Origin of the sequence: Burkholderia sp. BCC1640, from assembly GCF_902833125.1 — a bacterium.
In the GTDB taxonomy this organism is placed as follows: Bacteria; Pseudomonadota; Gammaproteobacteria; order Burkholderiales; family Burkholderiaceae; genus Burkholderia; species Burkholderia diffusa.
This window is the reverse complement of the sequence record NZ_CADFEF010000029.1, coordinates 46,468-64,580: the sequence shown is the minus strand read 5'-3', so window position 1 is coordinate 64,580 and position 18,113 is coordinate 46,468. Positions and strand designations below refer to the sequence as shown.

The following is an 18,113-nucleotide window of genomic DNA, read 5'->3' as shown; positions in this document are numbered from 1 at the left end:
GGTCACGACGCGCGCGTCGCGCGATCGCCGTCCATCGCGCGGCGCAGGCTCGCGGGGCGCATGTCGGTCCAGACGGTCTCGATGTGCGCGAGGCAGTCGGCCTTCGGGCCGCGCACGCCGACCTCGCGCCAGCCGGCCGGCACGGGCCGGAACGTCGGCCAGATCGAATACTGTTCTTCGTCGTTGATGACGACCGTGTAGACGAGGTCGTCGGTGTCGGCGGAAGGCGTCGTGGCTTGCGTCATGATCGAAAAAAGCGGGAGGCGGTTGAGGGAGGCGAAGCGGCGAATCGTCGGATCGGCCGCTCCTGTCTTGAAGACGATTGGCCGGCGCGTTTTTTTACCGGCGCCGCGCGCGGCCGCCGAGGAACGCCGGACACGCGTCGCCGCGATGGCACGCGTCGAGGCATTCCGCGCAGTGCCGCTCCGCGTCGCGCACCATGAAATGCACGAGCGTTTGCGACACGTTCAGCGCGCGCGCCGCGGTCTGCAGCGTTTCCTCGCGCAGCCGCACCATCTCGAACGCCGCGCGGCTGCGCGCCGGCAGGTCGTCGAGCGCGGCCCACACGCGGCGCAGCGTGTCGCGCGTCATCAGCGCGGCTTCGGGCGTCGGTTCCGGCGACGGCACGTCGAAGCCGTCGTCCTCTTCCGTGTGATAGACGTTCTCGAGGCTTTGCCGGCGGCATGCGTCGATCGATGCGTTGCGCACCATCCGCGTCACGTACGCGACCGGCTGGCGAACCGCGTCCTGGTTCGGGAATTCGACGAGCTTCACGAACACGTCGTGTACGACGTCCTCGGCGCGGCTCGCACAACCGACGAAGCCGCGCGCGACGTTGACGAGCATCGCGCGATGGGAAATCAGCACGTCGAGCAGCGCGCCCTGCGCATGCGGCTCGGCGGTACGGCGCGCACGCGGCGCGGGGCGCGACGGCCGGTCCGGATAACTGCCGAGGAACGGGTTCGCCGTTGCCGCTGCCGGTCGTTCGAGCACTTCCGCCATAGCCATCGATCTGCTCCGTCAGATTTCGAGATAGCGCAATTTAACGTAAACGCAAATCATTCTCAATCCGATTACCGAATGTCCCTTCCAGTTATCAGGATTTGTCTGATCAATTGGCGGAATCCGTGTTTTGGCGAACTGGACAGGCCGAACGACAGGATCTCGGCGAAGACACCACGGAATGCCCCGGCCGCTGCCGAAGCGCATTGCACATCACGAAATGTGTCGCCGAACGCTTCGAGCTGCGCGCCGCGAGTCTGAAAAAAACGCCGGCATGCCGGCGTTTTTTCATGATGTACGTGCCGTGCGTCGAGCCGCGCTCGCGCCGATCGCGTCAGTAGATGAACAACCGAATCGTCGCCGTCGCATCGAACCGCCCGATCTTCGGCGGCCCGAACGACTTCAGCACCGCGTCCATCAATACGCTCTGGTTCATGACGTTGGACGGAAACTGCGCGAGGTTGAACTGTTGGTTGAATGGAATGGCCTTGCCCTGGCTGTCCTCGATGCCGATCCCGAAATTGCTGTCCTTCGCCGGCACCAGCAAGCCGTTCTGAACCGGATAGCTCGTTTCGAAGTACCCGTCGACGCGTACCGCCACGTTGCATTTCTTGGTCAACGACAACGAAAACCGTTTGCGCGGCACCGCCGGCATGAAGCCGTTGCCGACGGCCTGCACCTGTCCGAAATTGACGATGCCCGGTTCGGGCGTCACGAGCACGTCGACGAAGCACGGCGTCGGCTTGAGGTTGCGCAGGCCACTCAGGCGGTACTGGAAGCTCGGGTTGTACGCATTCAGCCCGAACTCGCCGTCGAACTGGAATACCGTGTAGATATCGCTCGGCGGCTGGACCCAGTTGCCCTTCTTGCGCACGACGACCTGGTAGTCGATGCTGATGCGGGTCTGCTGGCAACGCCCGCGATCGAAGTCGTACCTGCTGCACGGCGGCACCGAATAGCCGGTGAACACCCCGCCGCCGCGGTTGCTCGTCTTGTCGAAGTAGTCGATGCCCTTGTAGCGGATGCCGATTTCCAGCCCCCACGCGGCTGGGTTCGTGCGATTCGGGTTCGCGTAGAAATAGATGTTGTCGACGACTTTCAAGCTGTCCGAATCGCCGAGGTCCTTGTAGCAATACCCCGACGTGGTGCGGACCGGCGACACCCAGATCACGTATCCGTCCGGTGCGTCGGTCGGATACGACGCGACGCCGCCGATCGGCTCGGTCAGCGAGGTCGCGCCGCTGTTCGTCAGGCATCGCAATGCCCACGCCGGCTGCGCCGCCGCGACCAGCAATGCGAGCACGAGCCAGCGCAGCCACGCCGCCGGCAACCGCCGTTCGCGCATCGCGCCGCTCATCGCTTCACGCTCTTGCACGCACCGGCGTCGCACGCATACTCGACCGCCACCTGGCCGCCGTAATCGTCGATGTGCGTGACGAACAGCGTCGACGGCGTCGCCGCCTTGAACGGCACGTCGGCCGTGCTCATCGGGCTCACCATCACCGGCTCGATCGGCACCGGCGTCTTCTGCGCGCCCGCCGTCACCTCGATCACCGTCACGTGGTACGGCGTCGGGTTGTCGAACACGAGCTTGTGCGCCCCCGCATCGACGCGCAGCGTCATCGGCAGCGTCCAGTCCTCGTCGCGGGCGGGCTGCACGGCCTTCGGCCGGTAGAACAGCTTCATCTGCGTATGCAGCGCGATCTGCAGCGTGTTCGGCGTATCGGACTTCGGCGGCACTTCGCGGATGTTCAGGTAGAAGACCGATTCGCGATCGGCCGGCAGCTCCGTGCCCGGCAGCTTCGCGATGCGCAGCACGTTGCGCTCGTTCGCCTCGACGCGCTGCAGCGGCGGGACGACCATCAGCGGCGACGTGATCTTGTTGCCCTTCGCGTCCTCCAGCCACGACTGCACGAGATACGGATACGTCGTGCTCTTGTTCGTGATGGTGACGATCGCGGCCTGTTCGCCTTCGTTGAAGATCACGCGTGTGCGGTCCGGCACGATCGCCGCGTGCGCGGCACCGGCCGCCAGCGCGCCGGCCGCGGCCAGCATGCACGACGCGCGTCGCAGGAAGGAAAGAGAGAAAGCTGGGTTCATCGCTGGATCCGTGAAATCATCGTTCGGCCCGTGCGGCCGCTGCATGCGACTCGCCGGGCGTCTGGCACGTCACCGGAATCGGCGTGCCTTCGAGTTGAAGCTGGTTGGGCAGTGCGTCCACCGTGCACAACGTGCGCTCGCCCGCGCGCACCGCGAGCGCGGATTTCGGCTGAACCTGCGTCAGGAACGCCGCACCGCCCTCGCCGACGATGCCGAGCTCCTTGCCGTTCGCCGCGTCCTGCACCGACGCGCCGAACGGCAGCGGCTTGCCGGCCGCGTCGGTCAGCGTCAGGTACAGGTTGCTGCCGCGCGCGACGTTGAACTTCGCGAAGCCGATCGCGCCGTCGGTCAGCACCATGCGCTGGATCGGGTTCGACACCTGCACTTCAAGCGGAAGCTTCTCGACGTTGACGGTCGCGTCGTACACGTTGTACGGCGAGATCCCGTCGAGCACCGCATAGCCGCGCGAGTCGGTATGCGTGAGCGTGCCGGACAGCGGCACGTCGGGCACGCCGTCGGTCGAGACCAGGAGGCGCGTATCGCCGGCGTTGCCGTTCGCGTGCGCGGACACGCCATATTGGGTCGCGACGAACGAGCCGTCGACTTCGAGCGACGCGGCCGCATACGCGTTGGCGAGCGTGGACGCCTGCGCGGTCAGCTGATACGTCGACGTGCGCTGGCGGAAGCTCGCGTTCGCTGCCGCGCGGCCGTCGGTCGCGCCTGCGTTGACCTGGTAGGTGCGACCGTCCGGATCGTCGTAGATGTAACCCGCGTTCACGCTCGTGCTGCCGCTGCCCGTGGTCAGGTTCGACGTGACGGTGTGGCGGCCGCCGATCGGTAGCGTCGCCGTCACTGAAAACTGATTGCCGCTCGCGCCCGCGCTCTGCGTGCGGAACGCCGACACGCTGACGTTCAGGTTGCGCAGCGCGCCGACCGAGAACGCGCGCGTCAGCGTGAGGCCCACGCGCTGCTCGGACGAGCGCGCCCAGTAGGTCGTCTGGTCGTACGAGAAATAGGTCGACGTGTCGCCGAAGCGCTTCGACATCGTCGCCGAGTAGCGCTGCTTGCTGTTGGCGAGGCCGTACGCGGTCGGGTCGCCGGAGAACTGCGCGAAGTTGGTGTACTCGCGTTCGGAAAAGCGATAGCCGAAGAAGCGCACGTCCGCGTCGAGCCCGTCGAAGTGCTTCGAATAGTTGATGCGGTACGAGTTGCCGTTGCGTGTCGCGCCGTTCCACCACAGCCGCGCACGCGCATGCGTGACGTCGGCCGACACCGCACCGAACGTGCCGAAATCGCGGCCGACGCCGAGCGCGATCGACGTATAGCCCGATGCCGCGATGAAGCCGCCGTACACCGTGACGTCGAGCGGCAGGCCGTATGCGATTTCGCCGAAGCCGAAAAACGGCGTGATGCCTGCGCCGCCGAACTGCCGCGGCTTGCCGACGGCGGCCTTGTAGCGCAGTTGTCCGGTGCGCGCGAGGAACGGCACCGCGGCCGTCGTCACCTGGAAGCGCTGCACGCTGCCGTCCTCTTCCTCGACCGCGACGTCGAGCGTGCCCTGCACGCTCGTGTTGATGTTTTGCAGTGCGAACGCGCCCGGCGACACGCGCGTCACGTAGAGCACGCGCCCCGCCTGCGACACGGTCACGGTCGCATTGGTGCGCGCGACACCCGAGATCAGCGGCGCATAGCCGCGCAGCGAAGGCGGCAGCATGCGGTCGTCGCTGCGGATCGACGCGCCGGTCAGCGCGAACGTGTCGAAAATGTCCGAGCTCAGGTAGTCGTCGCCGAACGTCACCGTCGACTGGATCGACGGCAGCGCGCGAAACGCGTAAAGCCGGCTGAAGCGGAACGTGCGGTCGGCGTACGCCGTGTTGCCCACGTTCGACTGCGCCTGGTAGTCGCCGCGAAAACGCCACGCATCCCAGTTCGCGCCGATCGTGCCGTAGGCCTGGATCGAATTCGTCTGCGCGCCGCCCGCACCGAAGCTGCGGTTCGTGTTTGCGATCACGCGATAGTCGAGCATCGCGCCCGGAATCCCCTCGGACCAGCGCTCCGGCGGCAGATAGGTCGAATCGGTGAACTCGAGCGCGGCCTGCGGAATCGTGATCTTGAGGCGTCCGTCGCTCTTCAGGTAGCGCACGGTTGCCCCCTCGATCGCGCCGAGATCGACGCAACGGCCGCCCTGGAAGCGCGGCAGGTCCTTCGCGAGCGACGGCTTCAGTCCGAACTGCGCGACGAGTTCCGGCGGCAGGCACGGCTTGCCGGCGCCGGACGCATCGAGTGCGATGAACTGGATCGCCTGCAACCCGTAGAACAGGTCGTTGACCTGCACGTCGAGCATATATTCGCCCGGCAGCGTGAAGTCGGCCTGGGAGAACTGCGACAGGTCGACGTTGTTCGTGCCGTCGATGTCGAGGAACGACGAATTGAATTCCGTCGCATGGCTCTGGCTGCCGACCACCAGCACGGAGACGCAAAGGAAGGAATGTCTGATTCGCACGCGGCGCTACCGGAAGTCCGAGGAAAAGGAAGCGGGAAGGAAACGAGGACGGAGAAAGGGTGCGCGCACCCCTTCTCCGGTACGGACGCTTACTGGTAGCGAACCGTGAAGTTCGCGACGCCGTCGGCGGTACCCGGCGTCACGCCGGCTGCCGTCGCTTCGTACATCGCCGCGAAGCGTGCGACGTTCGTGCCGTTCTGCAGCACGGTCGGCGCCTTTTGCTCCGCGCCGTTGTCGAGGTATTCACCCGACGCAGACTGCAGGCGGATGCCGACGTTGGTCGCCGAGCCGATCGTGGCGAGCAGCTTCGGCTGGCCCGCGCTCGACGTGCCCGTGAACGTGAAGTACGCGTTCTGCGCGATGCTCGTGTCGCAGTCGGTCAGCTTGATGTCGAAGTTGGTCGGCGTGGACTTGTCGCCGGCCTGCTTGAACGTGTGGGTCGGCACCTTGCCGAGGTTCACGGTCTGGTTGACCGAACCCGAATCGATGCCGCATGCGCCCGCGACGATCTCGCCCGTGAAGTTGATCGTGCCGGTGCCCTCTGCGAAGGCCGAGGTGGACAGGGCTGCGAGTGCGACAGCGGTCAGGAGGGATTTTTTCATGACGTTTTCCGTGTGAATTGCAAAGGGAATGACGACGTGGCGGATACAAAAGGCAGCGTGTGGTTGGCTCCCGTCCGTCACGAGGCGGCATTATCGAGATAGGAATGAAAGAATTCTGTAAATCATTGTCAAATCGCCCATGACAATCTTCAATTCACCCATCTTCAAACGCACTCTTTCCCCGAAATTCACAATTCCGATATTTTCATCCGAAGTCCTTTTTAATTCTCTGGAACCGACTGAAAATTAAAGACATTTCTTTTTCTCGAATGCAGACGCCCCACTTCGCCTTGTCGGGAAAGGCTTTTCAATATCGCCAGCCGGGAAAGACAAAATTCTGTCCAATCCCGCCATCGTTGTTCGACCGCAACGATAGCAATCGTCGATTTTCAACTGACAGGAAATTAACGAGCGATTTTCGTCATCTGAAATTTTCGCGCAAACGATTGCGCAATTCGCACAAACGTTTTACCGCGACATTTTGCCGCCCTGCATTATTCGCAATACCTGAATTAATCGAATCGTCAATCCCGGATTAAAAGCCGCGTGTCGTGCCGTGCGCCACCACGACATTCGGCACACGTGCGCGACGATGCGCAGACGACTTTTCAGCGGATTGGTCGGGATCGGAAAGAAGGAAGTCCGGCATGCTCGGGCCGGGATGCGTGTCGAGTCGAAGGCGGGCCTTCGGCTCGACAGCCAGGAGAAAAACGTGGAAGACGAAGCGCGGATGTCACGCGTCGGCGATCTCTGCCGGTACCCCGACAAAGGCGATGCCAACCGGGAGCGACTGCATCTCGCGATGCGCCATCGCCGCCCGGCACGGCCGGAAGCATCACACGGCTGCCGCCGCGGCAGATGCCGGCGCCCACCCGCCGCCCAATGCGCGATACAACGCGATCGCATTCGCGAGCCTGCGCTCCTTGAGCCGGATCAGCTCCTGTCCCGACTCGTACGTGCTGCGCTGCGCGTCGAGCAGTTCGAGATACGTCGCGACGCCGCCCGCATAGCGGCGCTCGGCGAGCTTCAGCCGCGCGCCGTCGGCCGCGTAGACGTCCTGCTGCGCGGCGAGCTGGCGATCGATCCAGTCGCGCGCGGTGAACGCGTCGGCCACTTCGCGGAATGCGGTCTGCACGGTCTTCTCGTATTCGGCGACCGCGATGTGCTTGCGTGCGTTCGCGACGTCGAGATTCGCGCGATTGCGGCCGCCCGCGAAGATCGGCAGCGTGATGCGCGGCGCGAACGTCCACACGCTCGTGCCGCCCGCGAACAGGCTCGAGAACGCATCGCTCACCGAACCGTAATCGGTCGTCAGCGCGATGCGCGGGAAGAACGCCGCGCGCGCGGCGCCGATCTGCGCGTTCGCGGCCTTGAGCCGCGACTCGGCCTGCCGGATGTCCGGCCGCCGTTCGAGCAGCGCGCTCGGCGCGCCGGGCGCCACCGGCGCGATTGCGAGCGTGTCGAACGCGGTGCCGTCGGCCGGCACGGTGCGTGCAAAATCGCCGGCGAGCAATTGCAGCGCGCGCACCGACTGCGCATGTTCGCGCTGCAGCGCGGCCTGCGACGCACGCGCGGATGCGACCAGCATCTCGGCCGAACGCAACTCGATCGCGTCGCTCGTGCCGGCCGCATAGCGGCGCTGCGTAAGCGCGGCGATGCGCTCGCGTGCGTCGAGAGTGCGCTGCGCCAACGCCAGTTGCTCGCGCAACGACCGTTCGGAAACATACGCGCCGGCGACTTCGGCAATCACGCCGATACGCACCGTGCGCTGCGCGTCGGCCGTCGCGAAATACTCGGCGAGCGCCGCGTCGGACAGGTTGCGCACGCGGCCGAACAGGTCGAGCTCGTACGCGCTGACACCCACGCCCGCACGATACAGCCCGCTCACCGCGCTCTCGCGCACGACCGGGTCGTACTGGCGCGTGCGTTCGTAGCCGAGGTTCGCGTCGACCGACGGCATCAGGTCCGCGCGCTGCACGCCGTACAGCGCGTGCGCTTCGTCGAGCCGGCCGGCCGCGATCCGCAGGTCGCGGTTGTTCGCGAGCGCCGCGTCGACCCACGCCTGCAGCGCAGGATCGGTGAAATATGCGCGCCAGTCGTCGAGCAGCGCGGCATCGGCGGACGCAGCCGCCTCGACCGCCTGCGGCGTGTCGCCATCGACCGGCGTGTAGCTGGCCGGCACCGGCGCCGCCGGCCGCTCGTAGCGCGGCGCGAGCGAGCAGCCGGCGAGCGCGAACGCGAGTGCCGCGGCCAGCGCGACCCGAGCCCGCGGCGTCGCGCACGCCTTCAGGTAAAACGTCATTGCGAACCCTCCATCGTCGCCGGTTGCGATCCGCCGCGCCGGCGCGGGCCGACGTCGAACAGACGACCGACGCTCACGAAAAACAGCGGGACGAGAAACACCGCGAGCACCGTCGCCGTAATCACGCCGCCGAGCACGCTGGTGCCGATCGCCATCTGCGCGCCGGACGCGGCGCCCGATGCGAACGCGAGCGGCAGCACGCCGACGCCGAACGCGAGCGACGTCATCACGATCGGCCGCAGCCGCAGGCGCGCGGCCTCGAGCGCGGCGTCGACGAGCGACATGCGCTGCGCGACCAGATCCTTCGCGACTTCGACGATCAGGATCGCGTTCTTCGCGGACAACCCGATCGTCGCGATCAGCCCCACCTTGAAATAGATGTCGTTCGGCATCGCGCGCAGCGTGACGCCGAGCACCGCGCCGATCACGCCGAGCGGCACGACCAGCATCACCGCGAACGGGATCGACCAGCTTTCGTACAGCGCCGCGAGCGCGAGAAACACGACGAGCACCGACAGCGCGAACAGCATCGGCGCCTGCGTGCCCGACAGCCGCTCCTCGAACGACTGCCCCGACCACGCGTGGCCGATGCCGGCCGGCAGCTTCGCGGCGAGCCGCTCGATCGCGGCCATCGCTTCGCCGCTGCTGTGCCCCGGCGCGGCCGAACCGTTGATCGTGAACGACGGATAGCCGTTGTAGCGCGTGAGCTGCGGCGGCCCGAGCGTCCAGTGCAGCGTCGCGAACGCCGCAAGCGGCACCATCTCGCCACGCGCGTTGCGCACGCGCAGCTTCTTCACGTCGTCCGGATCGAGCCGGTGCAGCCCGTCGGCCTGCACGATCACGCGGCGCACCTGCGTGCCGTGCATGAAGTCGCCGATGTAGTCGGAGCCGAACATCACCGCGAGCGTCGTGTTGATCTCTTCCATCGACACGCCGAGCGCCAATGCCTTCGCACGATCGATGTCGAGTTTGAGCTGCGGCGCGTCCTGCGTGCCGGCGAACATCAGGTCGGCGAGCGCCGGATCCTTGCCGCCCGCCGCGAGCAGTTGCTCGCGCGCGGCACTGAACGTCGCGTAGTCGAGCCCGCTGCGATTCTGCAGCCGGAAGTCGAAACCGCTCGTCGAACCGAGATCGGGCAGCGCCGGCGAGTTCATCGCGAACACCGTGGTGTTCGCCGCACCCGCGAAGCGCTCGTTGATGCGCGCGACGATCGCCTGCACGTGATCGCGCCCGGCCTTGCGTTCCTTCCAGTTCTTCAGCGTGACGAAGATCATCCCGCCGTTCGGCCCTTCGCCGTACAGGTTGAAGCCGCCGAGCGCGAACGTGTACGCGGCCGGCTCGTTGTGGCGAACATACGACTCGACCTCGCGCACGCTCTGCATGGTTTCCGCGAGCGGCGTGCCCTGCGGCCGGATCACCATCACCATGAAGTTACCTTGGTCCTCGTCGGGCAGGAACGCGGTCGGCAGTTGCGTGAGCATCAGCGCGGCCGCCGCCGTCAACGCGCCGTACACGACGAGCCAGCGCACCGGCTTCTTCAGCATCGTGCCGACGCGTGCCGCATAACGCTGCGTCGCACGTGCGACCAAGCGGTTGAACCAGCCGAAGAAGCCGCGCTTCTCGTGATGGTCGCCGGACACCGGCTTGAGCAGCGTCGCGCACAACGCGGGCGTCAGCGACAGCGCGAGAAACGCCGAGAAGCCGATCGATACCGCGAGCGCGAGTGCGAACTGCCGATAGATGTTGCCCACCGCGCCGCCGAAGAACGCCATCGGCACGAACACCGACGTCAGCACGACCGTGATGCCGACGATCGCGCCGCTGATCTGCGTCATCGCCTTGACGGTCGCGTCGTACGGCCCGAGCCCCTCCTCGACCATCAGCCGCTCGACGTTCTCGACGACGACGATCGCATCGTCGACGAGAATGCCGATCGCGAGCACCATGCCGAACATCGTCAGCACGTTGATCGAGAAACCGGCCGCATACATCACGCCGAACGTGCCCGCGAGCGCGACCGGCACGACGAGCGTCGGGATCAGCGTCGCGCGCAGGTTCTGCATGAACAGGAACATCACGAGGAACACCAGCACGCCGGCCTCGATCAGCGTCGTGACGACCTTGTTCATCGACACGCGCACGAACGATGACGTCTCGTACGGGATCTGGTATTTCACGCCCGGCGGGAAATACGCGGACAGCGCGTCCATCGTCGCGCGCACGCGCTTCTCGGTGGCCACCGCGTTCGAGCCCGGCGCGAGCTTGATGCCCATCCCGGTCGCGACCTTGCCGTTCACGTACGACGGATAGTTGTAGTCGTTGCCGCCGAACTCGATGCGCGCGACGTCGCGCAGGTAGAGCGCGGCGCCGTCCGGCAGCGTGCGCAGCGCGATCGCGCCGAAGTCGGCCGGCGTCTTCAGCGGCGCGTCGGCGAACACCGTCGCGGCGATCGGCGCGCTGTTCGGTACCGCGCTGCGGCCGATGTCGCCGATCGTCACGCGCGCGTTGTGCGCGCGCACGGCCGACGAGATATCCGACGCAGTGAGGCCGTGCCCGGCCATCTTCACCGGGTCGGGCCAGATCCGCATCGCATATTCGGCGCCCCAGAACTGCACGCGGCCGACACCGTCGACGCGGCGCAGCGCCTGCACGACGTTCGCCGATGCGTATTCGCCGAGCTGCACGTCGGTCATCCGGCCGTCGTCCGACGTCAGCGATACGACGAGCTGGATGTTGTCGGCGGCCTTCTCGACCTGGATGCCGTCGCGCCGCACGGGTTCGGGCAGCCGCGCCTCGACCGTCTTCAGCCGGTTCTGCACCTCGACGGCCGCGAGATCGGCGTTGACGCCCTGCTTGAACGTCAGGTACAGCGACGCCGCGCCGGCGCTGCTGGTCGCGGACGTATAGAGCAGCCCCGGCGCGCCGTTCATCTCGCGCTCGATCAGCGCGGTCACCGATTCCTCGACGACCTGCGCGGACGCGCCCGGGTACGTCGCATAAATGCTGACGACGGGTGGCGCGATGTCCGGATACTGCGCGACGGGCAGCGCGCGTATCGCGAACGCGCCGCCGAGCATGATGAAGAGTGCGATCACCCACGCGAAGACGGGGCGATCGATGAAGAAACGTGCCATGTTGGTCTCGGTGAACCGGTCAGGTTTGACGGGCGGCCGCCTGTGACGCGGCCTTCGTCGGCGTTGCCTGCTCGACGGGCTTGACGGCGGTATCGGGCGCGAACTGCGCGGCGTTGTCGACGATCACGCGCTCGCCGCCGGCGAGGCCGCGCGTGATGCGCCAGTCGCGTCCGCTCATCCGGTCGGCGACGACCTCGACGTCCTGCACCTTGCCGTTCGCGCCGACCACGCGCACCGACGTGCGGTCGGCCGTGCGCAGCAGCGCATCGCGCGGCACGAGGATCGCGCGCTGATCGACGGCCGCGTCGAGCGCGATCCGCACGTACGCGCCCGGCAGCAGTTCGCGTTCGGGATTCGGGAACAGCGCGCGCATCGCGACGGTATCGGTGGTCGGGTCGACCGCGAGATCGCTGAACAGCAGCTTGCCCTTCAGCGGATACGCGGTGCCGTCGGCGCGCAGCAGCGTCACCGTGACGTCATGCTGCGCGATGCCCGTCGCGCGCCCGCTCTTCACCGCGCGACGCAACGCATCGACGTCGGCCGCCGGCTGCGAGAAATTCACGTAGATCGGATCGAGCTGCTCGACGGTCGTGAGCGGCGTTGCCTGGTCCTGGCCGACGAGCGCGCCTTCGGTGACGAGCGCGCGCCGCGCGCGGCCCGAAATCGGCGCGGTGACGGTCGCGTAGTCGAGCTGCAGTTGCGCGCGGGCGAGCTCGGCCTTCGCCGAAGCGACGCCGGCCTTCGCCTGCGTGTCGTCGGCAACGGCCTCCGTGTGATCGCGCTCGCTGACCGCGCGGTCGCGCACCAGGTCGTCGTAACGGCGACGCTTGTCGCTCGCGGCGAGCGCGGCGGCCTGCGCCTTCGCGAGCGCGCCCTGTGCGGCGTCGCGCGCGGCCTTCAGCGGCGCGGGGTCGATGCGGAACAGCACCGCGCCCTGCTTCACTTCCTGGCCTTCTTCGTAAGTCCGCGCGGTGACGATGCCCGCGACCCGCGCGCGCACTTCCGCTTGCCGATACGCGTCGAGCCGGCCGGGCAATTCGACGGTCATCGGCACGGCCGTCGGACGCACCGTGACGACCGTCGCGCGTTGAATGGCCTCCGGCGCCTTGTCCTGTTCGCCCTTTCCGCATCCGGTCACGAGCAGCATGGCCGCGAGCGCGAACGACGCCAGCCGAAGGCGGCGCCCCAGGGAGCGTTTGTTATTCATGTATGACCTCGGATCGTTCGCCGCCGATACAATGCGGCGGCTCAGGGTGGCCGATTATAATCAGTCACGACTGATTAAATACAGGCGGTTGCAATCGGGCCGCCTTACTGTCTCAATAAAACGACAGCGAACTGTAAGGAAATTCACGACATGGCCCGCAAGACCCGGGAAGAATCGCTCGCCATCAAGCACCGGATCCTCGACGCCGCCGAGCTCGTCCTGCTCGAAAAAGGCGTCGCGCAAACCGCGATGGCGGACCTCGCCGAGGCCGCCGGAATGTCGCGGGGCGCCGTGTACGGCCATTACCGCAACAAGATGGAAGTGTGTCTCGCGATGTGCGACCGCGCGTTCGCGCGCACGTCGGAAGGCTTCGACGCGGTCGACAACCTCCCCGCGTTCGCCACGCTGCGCCGCGCGGCGTCGCACTACCTGCAGCAATGCGGCGAGCCGGGCGCGATGCAGCGCGTGCTCGTGATCCTCTATACGAAGTGCGAACAAAGCGAGGAAAACGGCGCGCTGCAGCGGCGCCGCATGCTGCTCGAACTGCAGATGCTGCGCATCACCAAGGCGCTGCTGCGCCGCGCGATCGCGTCCGGCGAACTCGCCGCCGATCTCGACGTGCATCTGGCGGCCGTCTATCTCGTGTCGCTGCTCGAAGGCGTGTTCGCGTCGATGATCTGGACCAACCGGTTGCGCGGCAATCTGTGGGCCGACGCGGAAGCGATGCTCGACGCGGGCTTCGACGCCGTCCGGACATCTGCCGCGTTGCGCGTGCGCGCGCAAAAATTGCCAGCCGAACCCAAAGCCGCGCAATAAATGCTGCTTTAACCCGATTTACCGCAGTGCGAAACGAATGCGCTGACCCTCTTTAAAATTTTTAACGTTTCGCGGAACATCGGTAGACTGACGCTGTCATCTTTCTTTAGCGTCTTCGTGATAATCCGGGTGCGACCCGGAAAGTTCACGCCGCCGTTCGAAGCGGGTCTGCCCGCGAGTTGGGTCGAACGGAAACGACACAGGCCCCTGGCGGGGCCTGTTTTGTTGCACGCCCGTCGCCCGCCCCGTCGCCACCCGACGGATATGCCGCCGATGGCTCCCGCCCACACCTCTTTGAACCGCTTTCCTGGATGTGGACACCCTTGGTCAAGCCTGCCGCAACCCCTGATGCTTTCGCGCCCGGCCGCGCGCAGCGCCTCGTGCGCGCGCTCGTGCCGGCCGCCGTGCTCGGCGCCCTCGCCGCCTTCGGTCTCGCCGCCGCGCTGCCGGCCGTCTCGCAACTGCCGGGCGCCGTCGACTCGGGCACGGCCGCGCTGCCGCAGCGCGTGCTGTCCGACACGCCGTTTCCCACCGCGCAGCATTTCGTGACGAGCGAACTCGCGCGCACGATCGGCGAGCGCAACGAACTCGATGAACGCGGCGAGCGCAGCCTGCAGCCGGGCCTGTTCGCGCCGCTCAGCGCGCATCGCAACGACATGCTCGGCTATACGAACCTGTTCCAGTTCGCGGCGCCCGAACAGCAACACGGAATGCGCGCGGGCGACATCGAACTCACGCTGTCCGATACGCTGAACCGTCTCGACGTGCCGCCCGAGGTGCGCATCCAGCTCGGCGATCTCGTCACCGGCAAGGTCGCGATGCGCGCCAGCGCCCAGCGCGGCGACTACTACCGCGTCGCGTACGACACCAACAACGGCACGCCGCACCTCACCGCGCTCGAACTGCGCGTCGCGGGCCGCACGTTCGGCGCGATCTGGTTCCGCGCGCCGGGCGCCGACCACGGCGCGTACTACACGCTCGATGGCGCGCCGCTCGAAGCAGCGGCGTTCACGATGCCCGTCAAATGGACGCGCATCAGTTCGTTCTTCGGCGAACGCGTCCACCCGCTGTCGCAGGCGATGGCGTTCCATACCGGCGTCGACCTCGCCGCGCCGTCCGGCACGCCCGTCAATGCGGCGGCCGATGGCGTCGTGTCGTTCGTCGGCACCGATCCGGGCGGCTACGGCCACTACGTGATCGTCGATCACGCGGACGGTTATTCGACCTACTACGCGCATTTGTCCGCGTTTGCGCGCGGGCTGAAGACCGGTGAAACCGTGAAGCAGGGCCAGCGCCTCGGCTCGGTCGGGATGACCGGCGCCGCTACCGGGCCGCACCTGCACTTCGAGGTGCGCGTCGCGAACGATCCGGTCGATCCGCTCGTCACGCTCGCAAGCGCGCAGACGGGGCTGTCCGACATGCAGCTCACCGCGTTCCGCCAGGAAGCGGCGCAATGGCGCTTCCGCCTCGCGTCGATCAGTACGACGCCGTTCGCATTCGCGCAGACCGACGGCCCGCTGTGGGGCGACTTCGCGGCCGGTCCGTCGACGCTGCGCGCGGTCTTCGATACGCACTACAGCGCGTCCTGAGGCTGACGCGCCGAAGCATCAGCACGTCCGTCGCCGCTCGAGCGGCGACGACGCGGGCGACCACGCCTCATCACCGCGCGTGCGTCGCATTCATCGCATGCGGCCCGCCGTCACCGCGCCGGCTCCGTGCGCTCCGCCGCGCGCGCGAGGCGCTTCGCACGCGGACGACGCGACAGCAGCCAGCGCGCCGCGCCGTCGAGCGACGTGCACAACACGAGATAGATCGCCGCGACGAACAGGAAGATCGGCGCCGGATACACCATCAGCCGGTTGTTCACCTGCGTCGCGACGAACGACAATTCCGGCACGCCGACGATATACGCGAGCGACGTGTCCTTCACGAGCGCGACCCACTGGTTGACGAACGACGGCGTCATGATCCGGATCGCCTGCGGCAGCAGCACGTAGCGCACGGTCTGCCAGCGCGTGAGTCCGAGCGACAGCCCCGCCTGCCACTGCCCGTCGCCGGCCGCGACGATGCCCGCATGCACCGCATGCGCGAGATAGGCACCGCCGATCAGCGCCAGCGCGCACACGACCGTCGCGAGCCCCGGCACGTCCATGTGCAGCAGCATCGGCATCAGGAAATACGTCCAGAAGATCAGCATCAGCACCGGAATCGCACGGAAGAAGCCGATGAACGCGAGCAGCAGCACGCGCAGCGGGCCGCGCGCGAGCGCCATCGCGACGCCGAGCGCCACGCCCAGCACCGCGGACGCCATCGCCGACGCGATCGCGAGCACCAGCGACAGCGCGGCACCGCCGAGCGGGCCGTCCGGGAACGCGCCGACGAGCAGGTACGGCAGGTTGTCGAGCAGCAGCGAGATGTCCATCGTCAGCGCCCCGCCCCGAGCCGGTCACGCCATTGCGTGGCCGCATATGCGCCGGCCTCGATCGCGGCCACCCCGACGATGTACAGCACGGTCGCGACACCGAACGCAGCGAAGGTCCTGAACGTCTCCGTCTCGACCTGCCGCGACGCATACGACAGCTCGGCGACGCCGATCGCCATCGCGAGCGACGAGTTCTTCACGAGATTCATGTATTGGCCGAACAACGGCGGCAGCGCGATGCGCACGGCCTGCGGCAGCACCACGTAGCGCAGCGACTGCATCGGCGTGAGGCCGAGCGCCGCGGCCGCGTCATGCTGCGCGCGGCGCACGCCGCGCAGCCCGGCTTCGCATTCCTCGGCGACGAACGCGGCCGTGTACGCGCTCAACCCGAACCAGCCCGCGACGAACTCGAACGACGGCCACGCGAGCGTGAACGGGCCCGCGCTGAGTTGATGGCGCGCGTTCAGCCATGCGACCCACGTTTCGGGCAGCAACGACGCGACGCCGAAATACCAGAACAACAACTGCACGAGCAGCGGCGTGTTGCGGAACGCGACGACATAACCGGCCGCCAGCGTGCGCGGCACCTTGCCGCGCGCATGCCGCAGGACGGCGAGCAGCAGCCCGCCGACGGTCGCGGCGAGCGCCGACGCGGCCGCGAGGCCGAGCGTCAGCAGGAAGCCCTGCCAGAGCCAGGACAGATATTTGGGAGCCAACCCGAGCATGCCGTGGTGCGGGCGCGAAGCGCGCGATCGAAAAGAAACGGAAAGCGCCGCGATCCGTGCGCACCGGCGTAGCCGGCGGCGGAACGCGGCGCACCTGGCGTGCGACTCAGGTCTTGTCGCCGATGCGGAAGATGCGCGTGAGCGGCGTCTTCGTCGTCGGCCCGAACCACGCGTCGTAGATCTGCGTGGCGCGGCCGTTTGCCTCGAGGCCCTTCAGCGTGTCGTTGACGAAGCCGAGCAGGCGCGTCTCGCCCTTCGGCACGCCGACGCCCATGTAGTCATTCGAGATCGTGAACGCCGGGATCTCGTAGTTCTGTTTGTCGGGCACGTTCGCGAGCAGGCCGATCAGTTTCGGCCCGTCCTGCGTGATCGCCTGCACGTTGCCGGCGCGCAGCGCGGCGAATGCGAACGGCGTGTCGTCGTATGCGACGATCGTCACCTTCGGGAATTTCTCGCGCAGCGTGATTTCGTTCGTCGTGCCCTTGTCCGCGCCGACGCGCAGGCTGTTCAGCTGGTCGGCCGATTTCAGCACGCCCTTCTTCGCGAGAAACTGCTGGCCCGACGAGAAGTACGGGATGCTGAAGTCGACCTGCTTCGCGCGCTCGTCGGTGATCGTGAAGTTCGCGAGCACCAGATCGACCTTGCCGGAAGTCAGGAACGGAATGCGGTTCGCGGGATTGGTCGGCTGCAGTTGCAGCTTCACGCCGAGCTTGTCGGCCAGCGCCTTCGCATAGTCGACGTCGAGGCCGACGATGTGGTTGCTCTTGCCGTCGACATAACCGAACGGCGGATTGCTGTCGAAGGTCGCGACGCGCAGCACGCCGGCCTTCCTGATGTCGTCGAGGCGGTCCGCGTGCGCGACCGTGCCGGTCGTGACGAGCGCGGCCCCGACGAGCCACGTAGCGAGAGTGTGGAGTTTCATGAGCACGACCTGGTTTTTCATGAAGGCCGCCGCGGATCGCGCGACGGCCGGTTCGAGGAACATCGCGACGGAGTGTGTCGTCGCGAAGCCGCTAACGTATCAGCGCGTGCGGCAATTCCGAACCAACAATTGGTGCTTTGCTCTGCGGGTTTCGTGATGACGCTCGAGACTGCGTGCCCCATGGCGCGCTTCAAAAAAAGACGCCCGCTGCACGCAGCGGGCGCGAATCCCAGTCAAGGAGGTGTCACACGAACTACGGGTTCAGAATAAAGGCATCGCACGCGACGGACAACGAAGCGATTCCGATATCGATATCGCGCGTCCCGCGATGCGCTTGCGCGTGTCCATGCGAAGACGGCGCGCATGAAAAAAACGGCG

At 66.8% G+C, this 18,113-nt stretch carries 15 protein-coding genes; 3 read left to right on the top strand and 12 right to left on the bottom strand.

Annotated features, from left to right (window positions below; genetic code table 11):
- Positions 1-2: 2 nt before the first annotated feature.
- From HWX25_RS26400 to HWX25_RS26360, 9 genes are all read right to left on the bottom strand, one after another.
- Positions 3-245 carry an MbtH family NRPS accessory protein gene (locus HWX25_RS26400; protein ID WP_059510746.1) on the bottom strand — a complete coding sequence of 81 codons (243 nt, stop codon included), beginning with the start codon at positions 243-245 and terminating at the stop codon, positions 3-5.
- Positions 246-339: 94 nt separating this feature from the next.
- Complete coding sequence (locus tag HWX25_RS26395; RefSeq protein ID WP_059701243.1) at positions 340-1,008, bottom strand: RNA polymerase factor sigma-70; 669 nt, start codon at positions 1,006-1,008, stop codon at positions 340-342.
- Positions 1,009-1,336: 328 nt separating this feature from the next.
- A complete protein-coding gene (locus HWX25_RS26390; protein WP_175911379.1) occupies positions 1,337-2,359 on the bottom strand; it encodes a fimbrial protein in 1,023 nt (340 codons plus the stop codon).
- Positions 2,356-3,057, bottom strand: coding sequence for a molecular chaperone (locus HWX25_RS26385; RefSeq protein WP_244138796.1), 702 nt, complete (start codon positions 3,055-3,057; stop codon positions 2,356-2,358). The genes HWX25_RS26390 and HWX25_RS26385 overlap by 4 nt, the downstream gene beginning before the upstream one ends.
- A gap of 61 nt (positions 3,058-3,118) precedes the next feature.
- Positions 3,119-5,572, bottom strand: coding sequence for a fimbria/pilus outer membrane usher protein (locus HWX25_RS26380; protein ID WP_175911378.1), 2,454 nt, complete (start codon positions 5,570-5,572; stop codon positions 3,119-3,121).
- 122 nt (positions 5,573-5,694) lie between these two features.
- Positions 5,695-6,207 (bottom strand): fimbrial protein, encoded by a 513-nt coding sequence (locus HWX25_RS26375; protein WP_059524437.1) that lies wholly within the window; start codon positions 6,205-6,207, stop codon positions 5,695-5,697.
- Positions 6,208-7,042: 835 nt separating this feature from the next.
- The gene (locus tag HWX25_RS26370; RefSeq protein ID WP_175911352.1) at positions 7,043-8,509 is read right to left on the bottom strand and encodes an efflux transporter outer membrane subunit; all 1,467 of its coding nucleotides are present in this window, start codon (positions 8,507-8,509) and stop codon (positions 7,043-7,045) included.
- Positions 8,506-11,643 (bottom strand): multidrug efflux RND transporter permease subunit, encoded by a 3,138-nt coding sequence (locus HWX25_RS26365; protein ID WP_175911350.1) that lies wholly within the window; start codon positions 11,641-11,643, stop codon positions 8,506-8,508. The genes HWX25_RS26370 and HWX25_RS26365 overlap by 4 nt, the downstream gene beginning before the upstream one ends.
- Before the next feature lie 19 nt (positions 11,644-11,662).
- Positions 11,663-12,850 carry a MexX/AxyX family multidrug efflux RND transporter periplasmic adaptor subunit gene (locus HWX25_RS26360; RefSeq protein ID WP_175911348.1) on the bottom strand — a complete coding sequence of 396 codons (1,188 nt, stop codon included), beginning with the start codon at positions 12,848-12,850 and terminating at the stop codon, positions 11,663-11,665.
- Between the two features lie 150 nt (positions 12,851-13,000).
- On the opposite strand from HWX25_RS26360, the gene HWX25_RS26355 reads away from it, so the two are divergent.
- A complete protein-coding gene (locus tag HWX25_RS26355; RefSeq protein ID WP_175911346.1) occupies positions 13,001-13,666 on the top strand; it encodes a TetR family transcriptional regulator in 666 nt (221 codons plus the stop codon).
- 323 nt (positions 13,667-13,989) lie between these two features.
- The gene (locus HWX25_RS26350; protein WP_244138795.1) at positions 13,990-15,255 is read left to right on the top strand and encodes a M23 family metallopeptidase; all 1,266 of its coding nucleotides are present in this window, start codon (positions 13,990-13,992) and stop codon (positions 15,253-15,255) included.
- Positions 15,256-15,365: 110 nt separating this feature from the next.
- On the opposite strand, the gene HWX25_RS26345 is transcribed toward HWX25_RS26350, so the two are convergent.
- The 3 genes from HWX25_RS26345 to HWX25_RS26335 all read right to left on the bottom strand — a co-directional run bounded on the left by HWX25_RS26345 (position 15,366) and on the right by HWX25_RS26335 (position 17,735).
- The gene (locus HWX25_RS26345; RefSeq protein ID WP_175911341.1) at positions 15,366-16,088 is read right to left on the bottom strand and encodes an amino acid ABC transporter permease; all 723 of its coding nucleotides are present in this window, start codon (positions 16,086-16,088) and stop codon (positions 15,366-15,368) included.
- 2 nt (positions 16,089-16,090) lie between these two features.
- The gene (locus tag HWX25_RS26340; RefSeq protein ID WP_175911339.1) at positions 16,091-16,813 is read right to left on the bottom strand and encodes an amino acid ABC transporter permease; all 723 of its coding nucleotides are present in this window, start codon (positions 16,811-16,813) and stop codon (positions 16,091-16,093) included.
- 106 nt (positions 16,814-16,919) lie between these two features.
- On the bottom strand, positions 16,920-17,735 hold the full coding sequence (locus tag HWX25_RS26335) for an ABC transporter substrate-binding protein (RefSeq protein ID WP_175911337.1): 816 nt from the start codon (positions 17,733-17,735) through the stop codon (positions 16,920-16,922).
- On the opposite strand from HWX25_RS26335, the gene HWX25_RS26330 reads away from it, so the two are divergent.
- Positions 17,734-17,892 (top strand): hypothetical protein, encoded by a 159-nt coding sequence (locus HWX25_RS26330; protein ID WP_159085655.1) that lies wholly within the window; start codon positions 17,734-17,736, stop codon positions 17,890-17,892. The genes HWX25_RS26335 and HWX25_RS26330 overlap by 2 nt on opposite strands.
- The last annotated feature ends 221 nt before the right edge of the window (positions 17,893-18,113 follow it).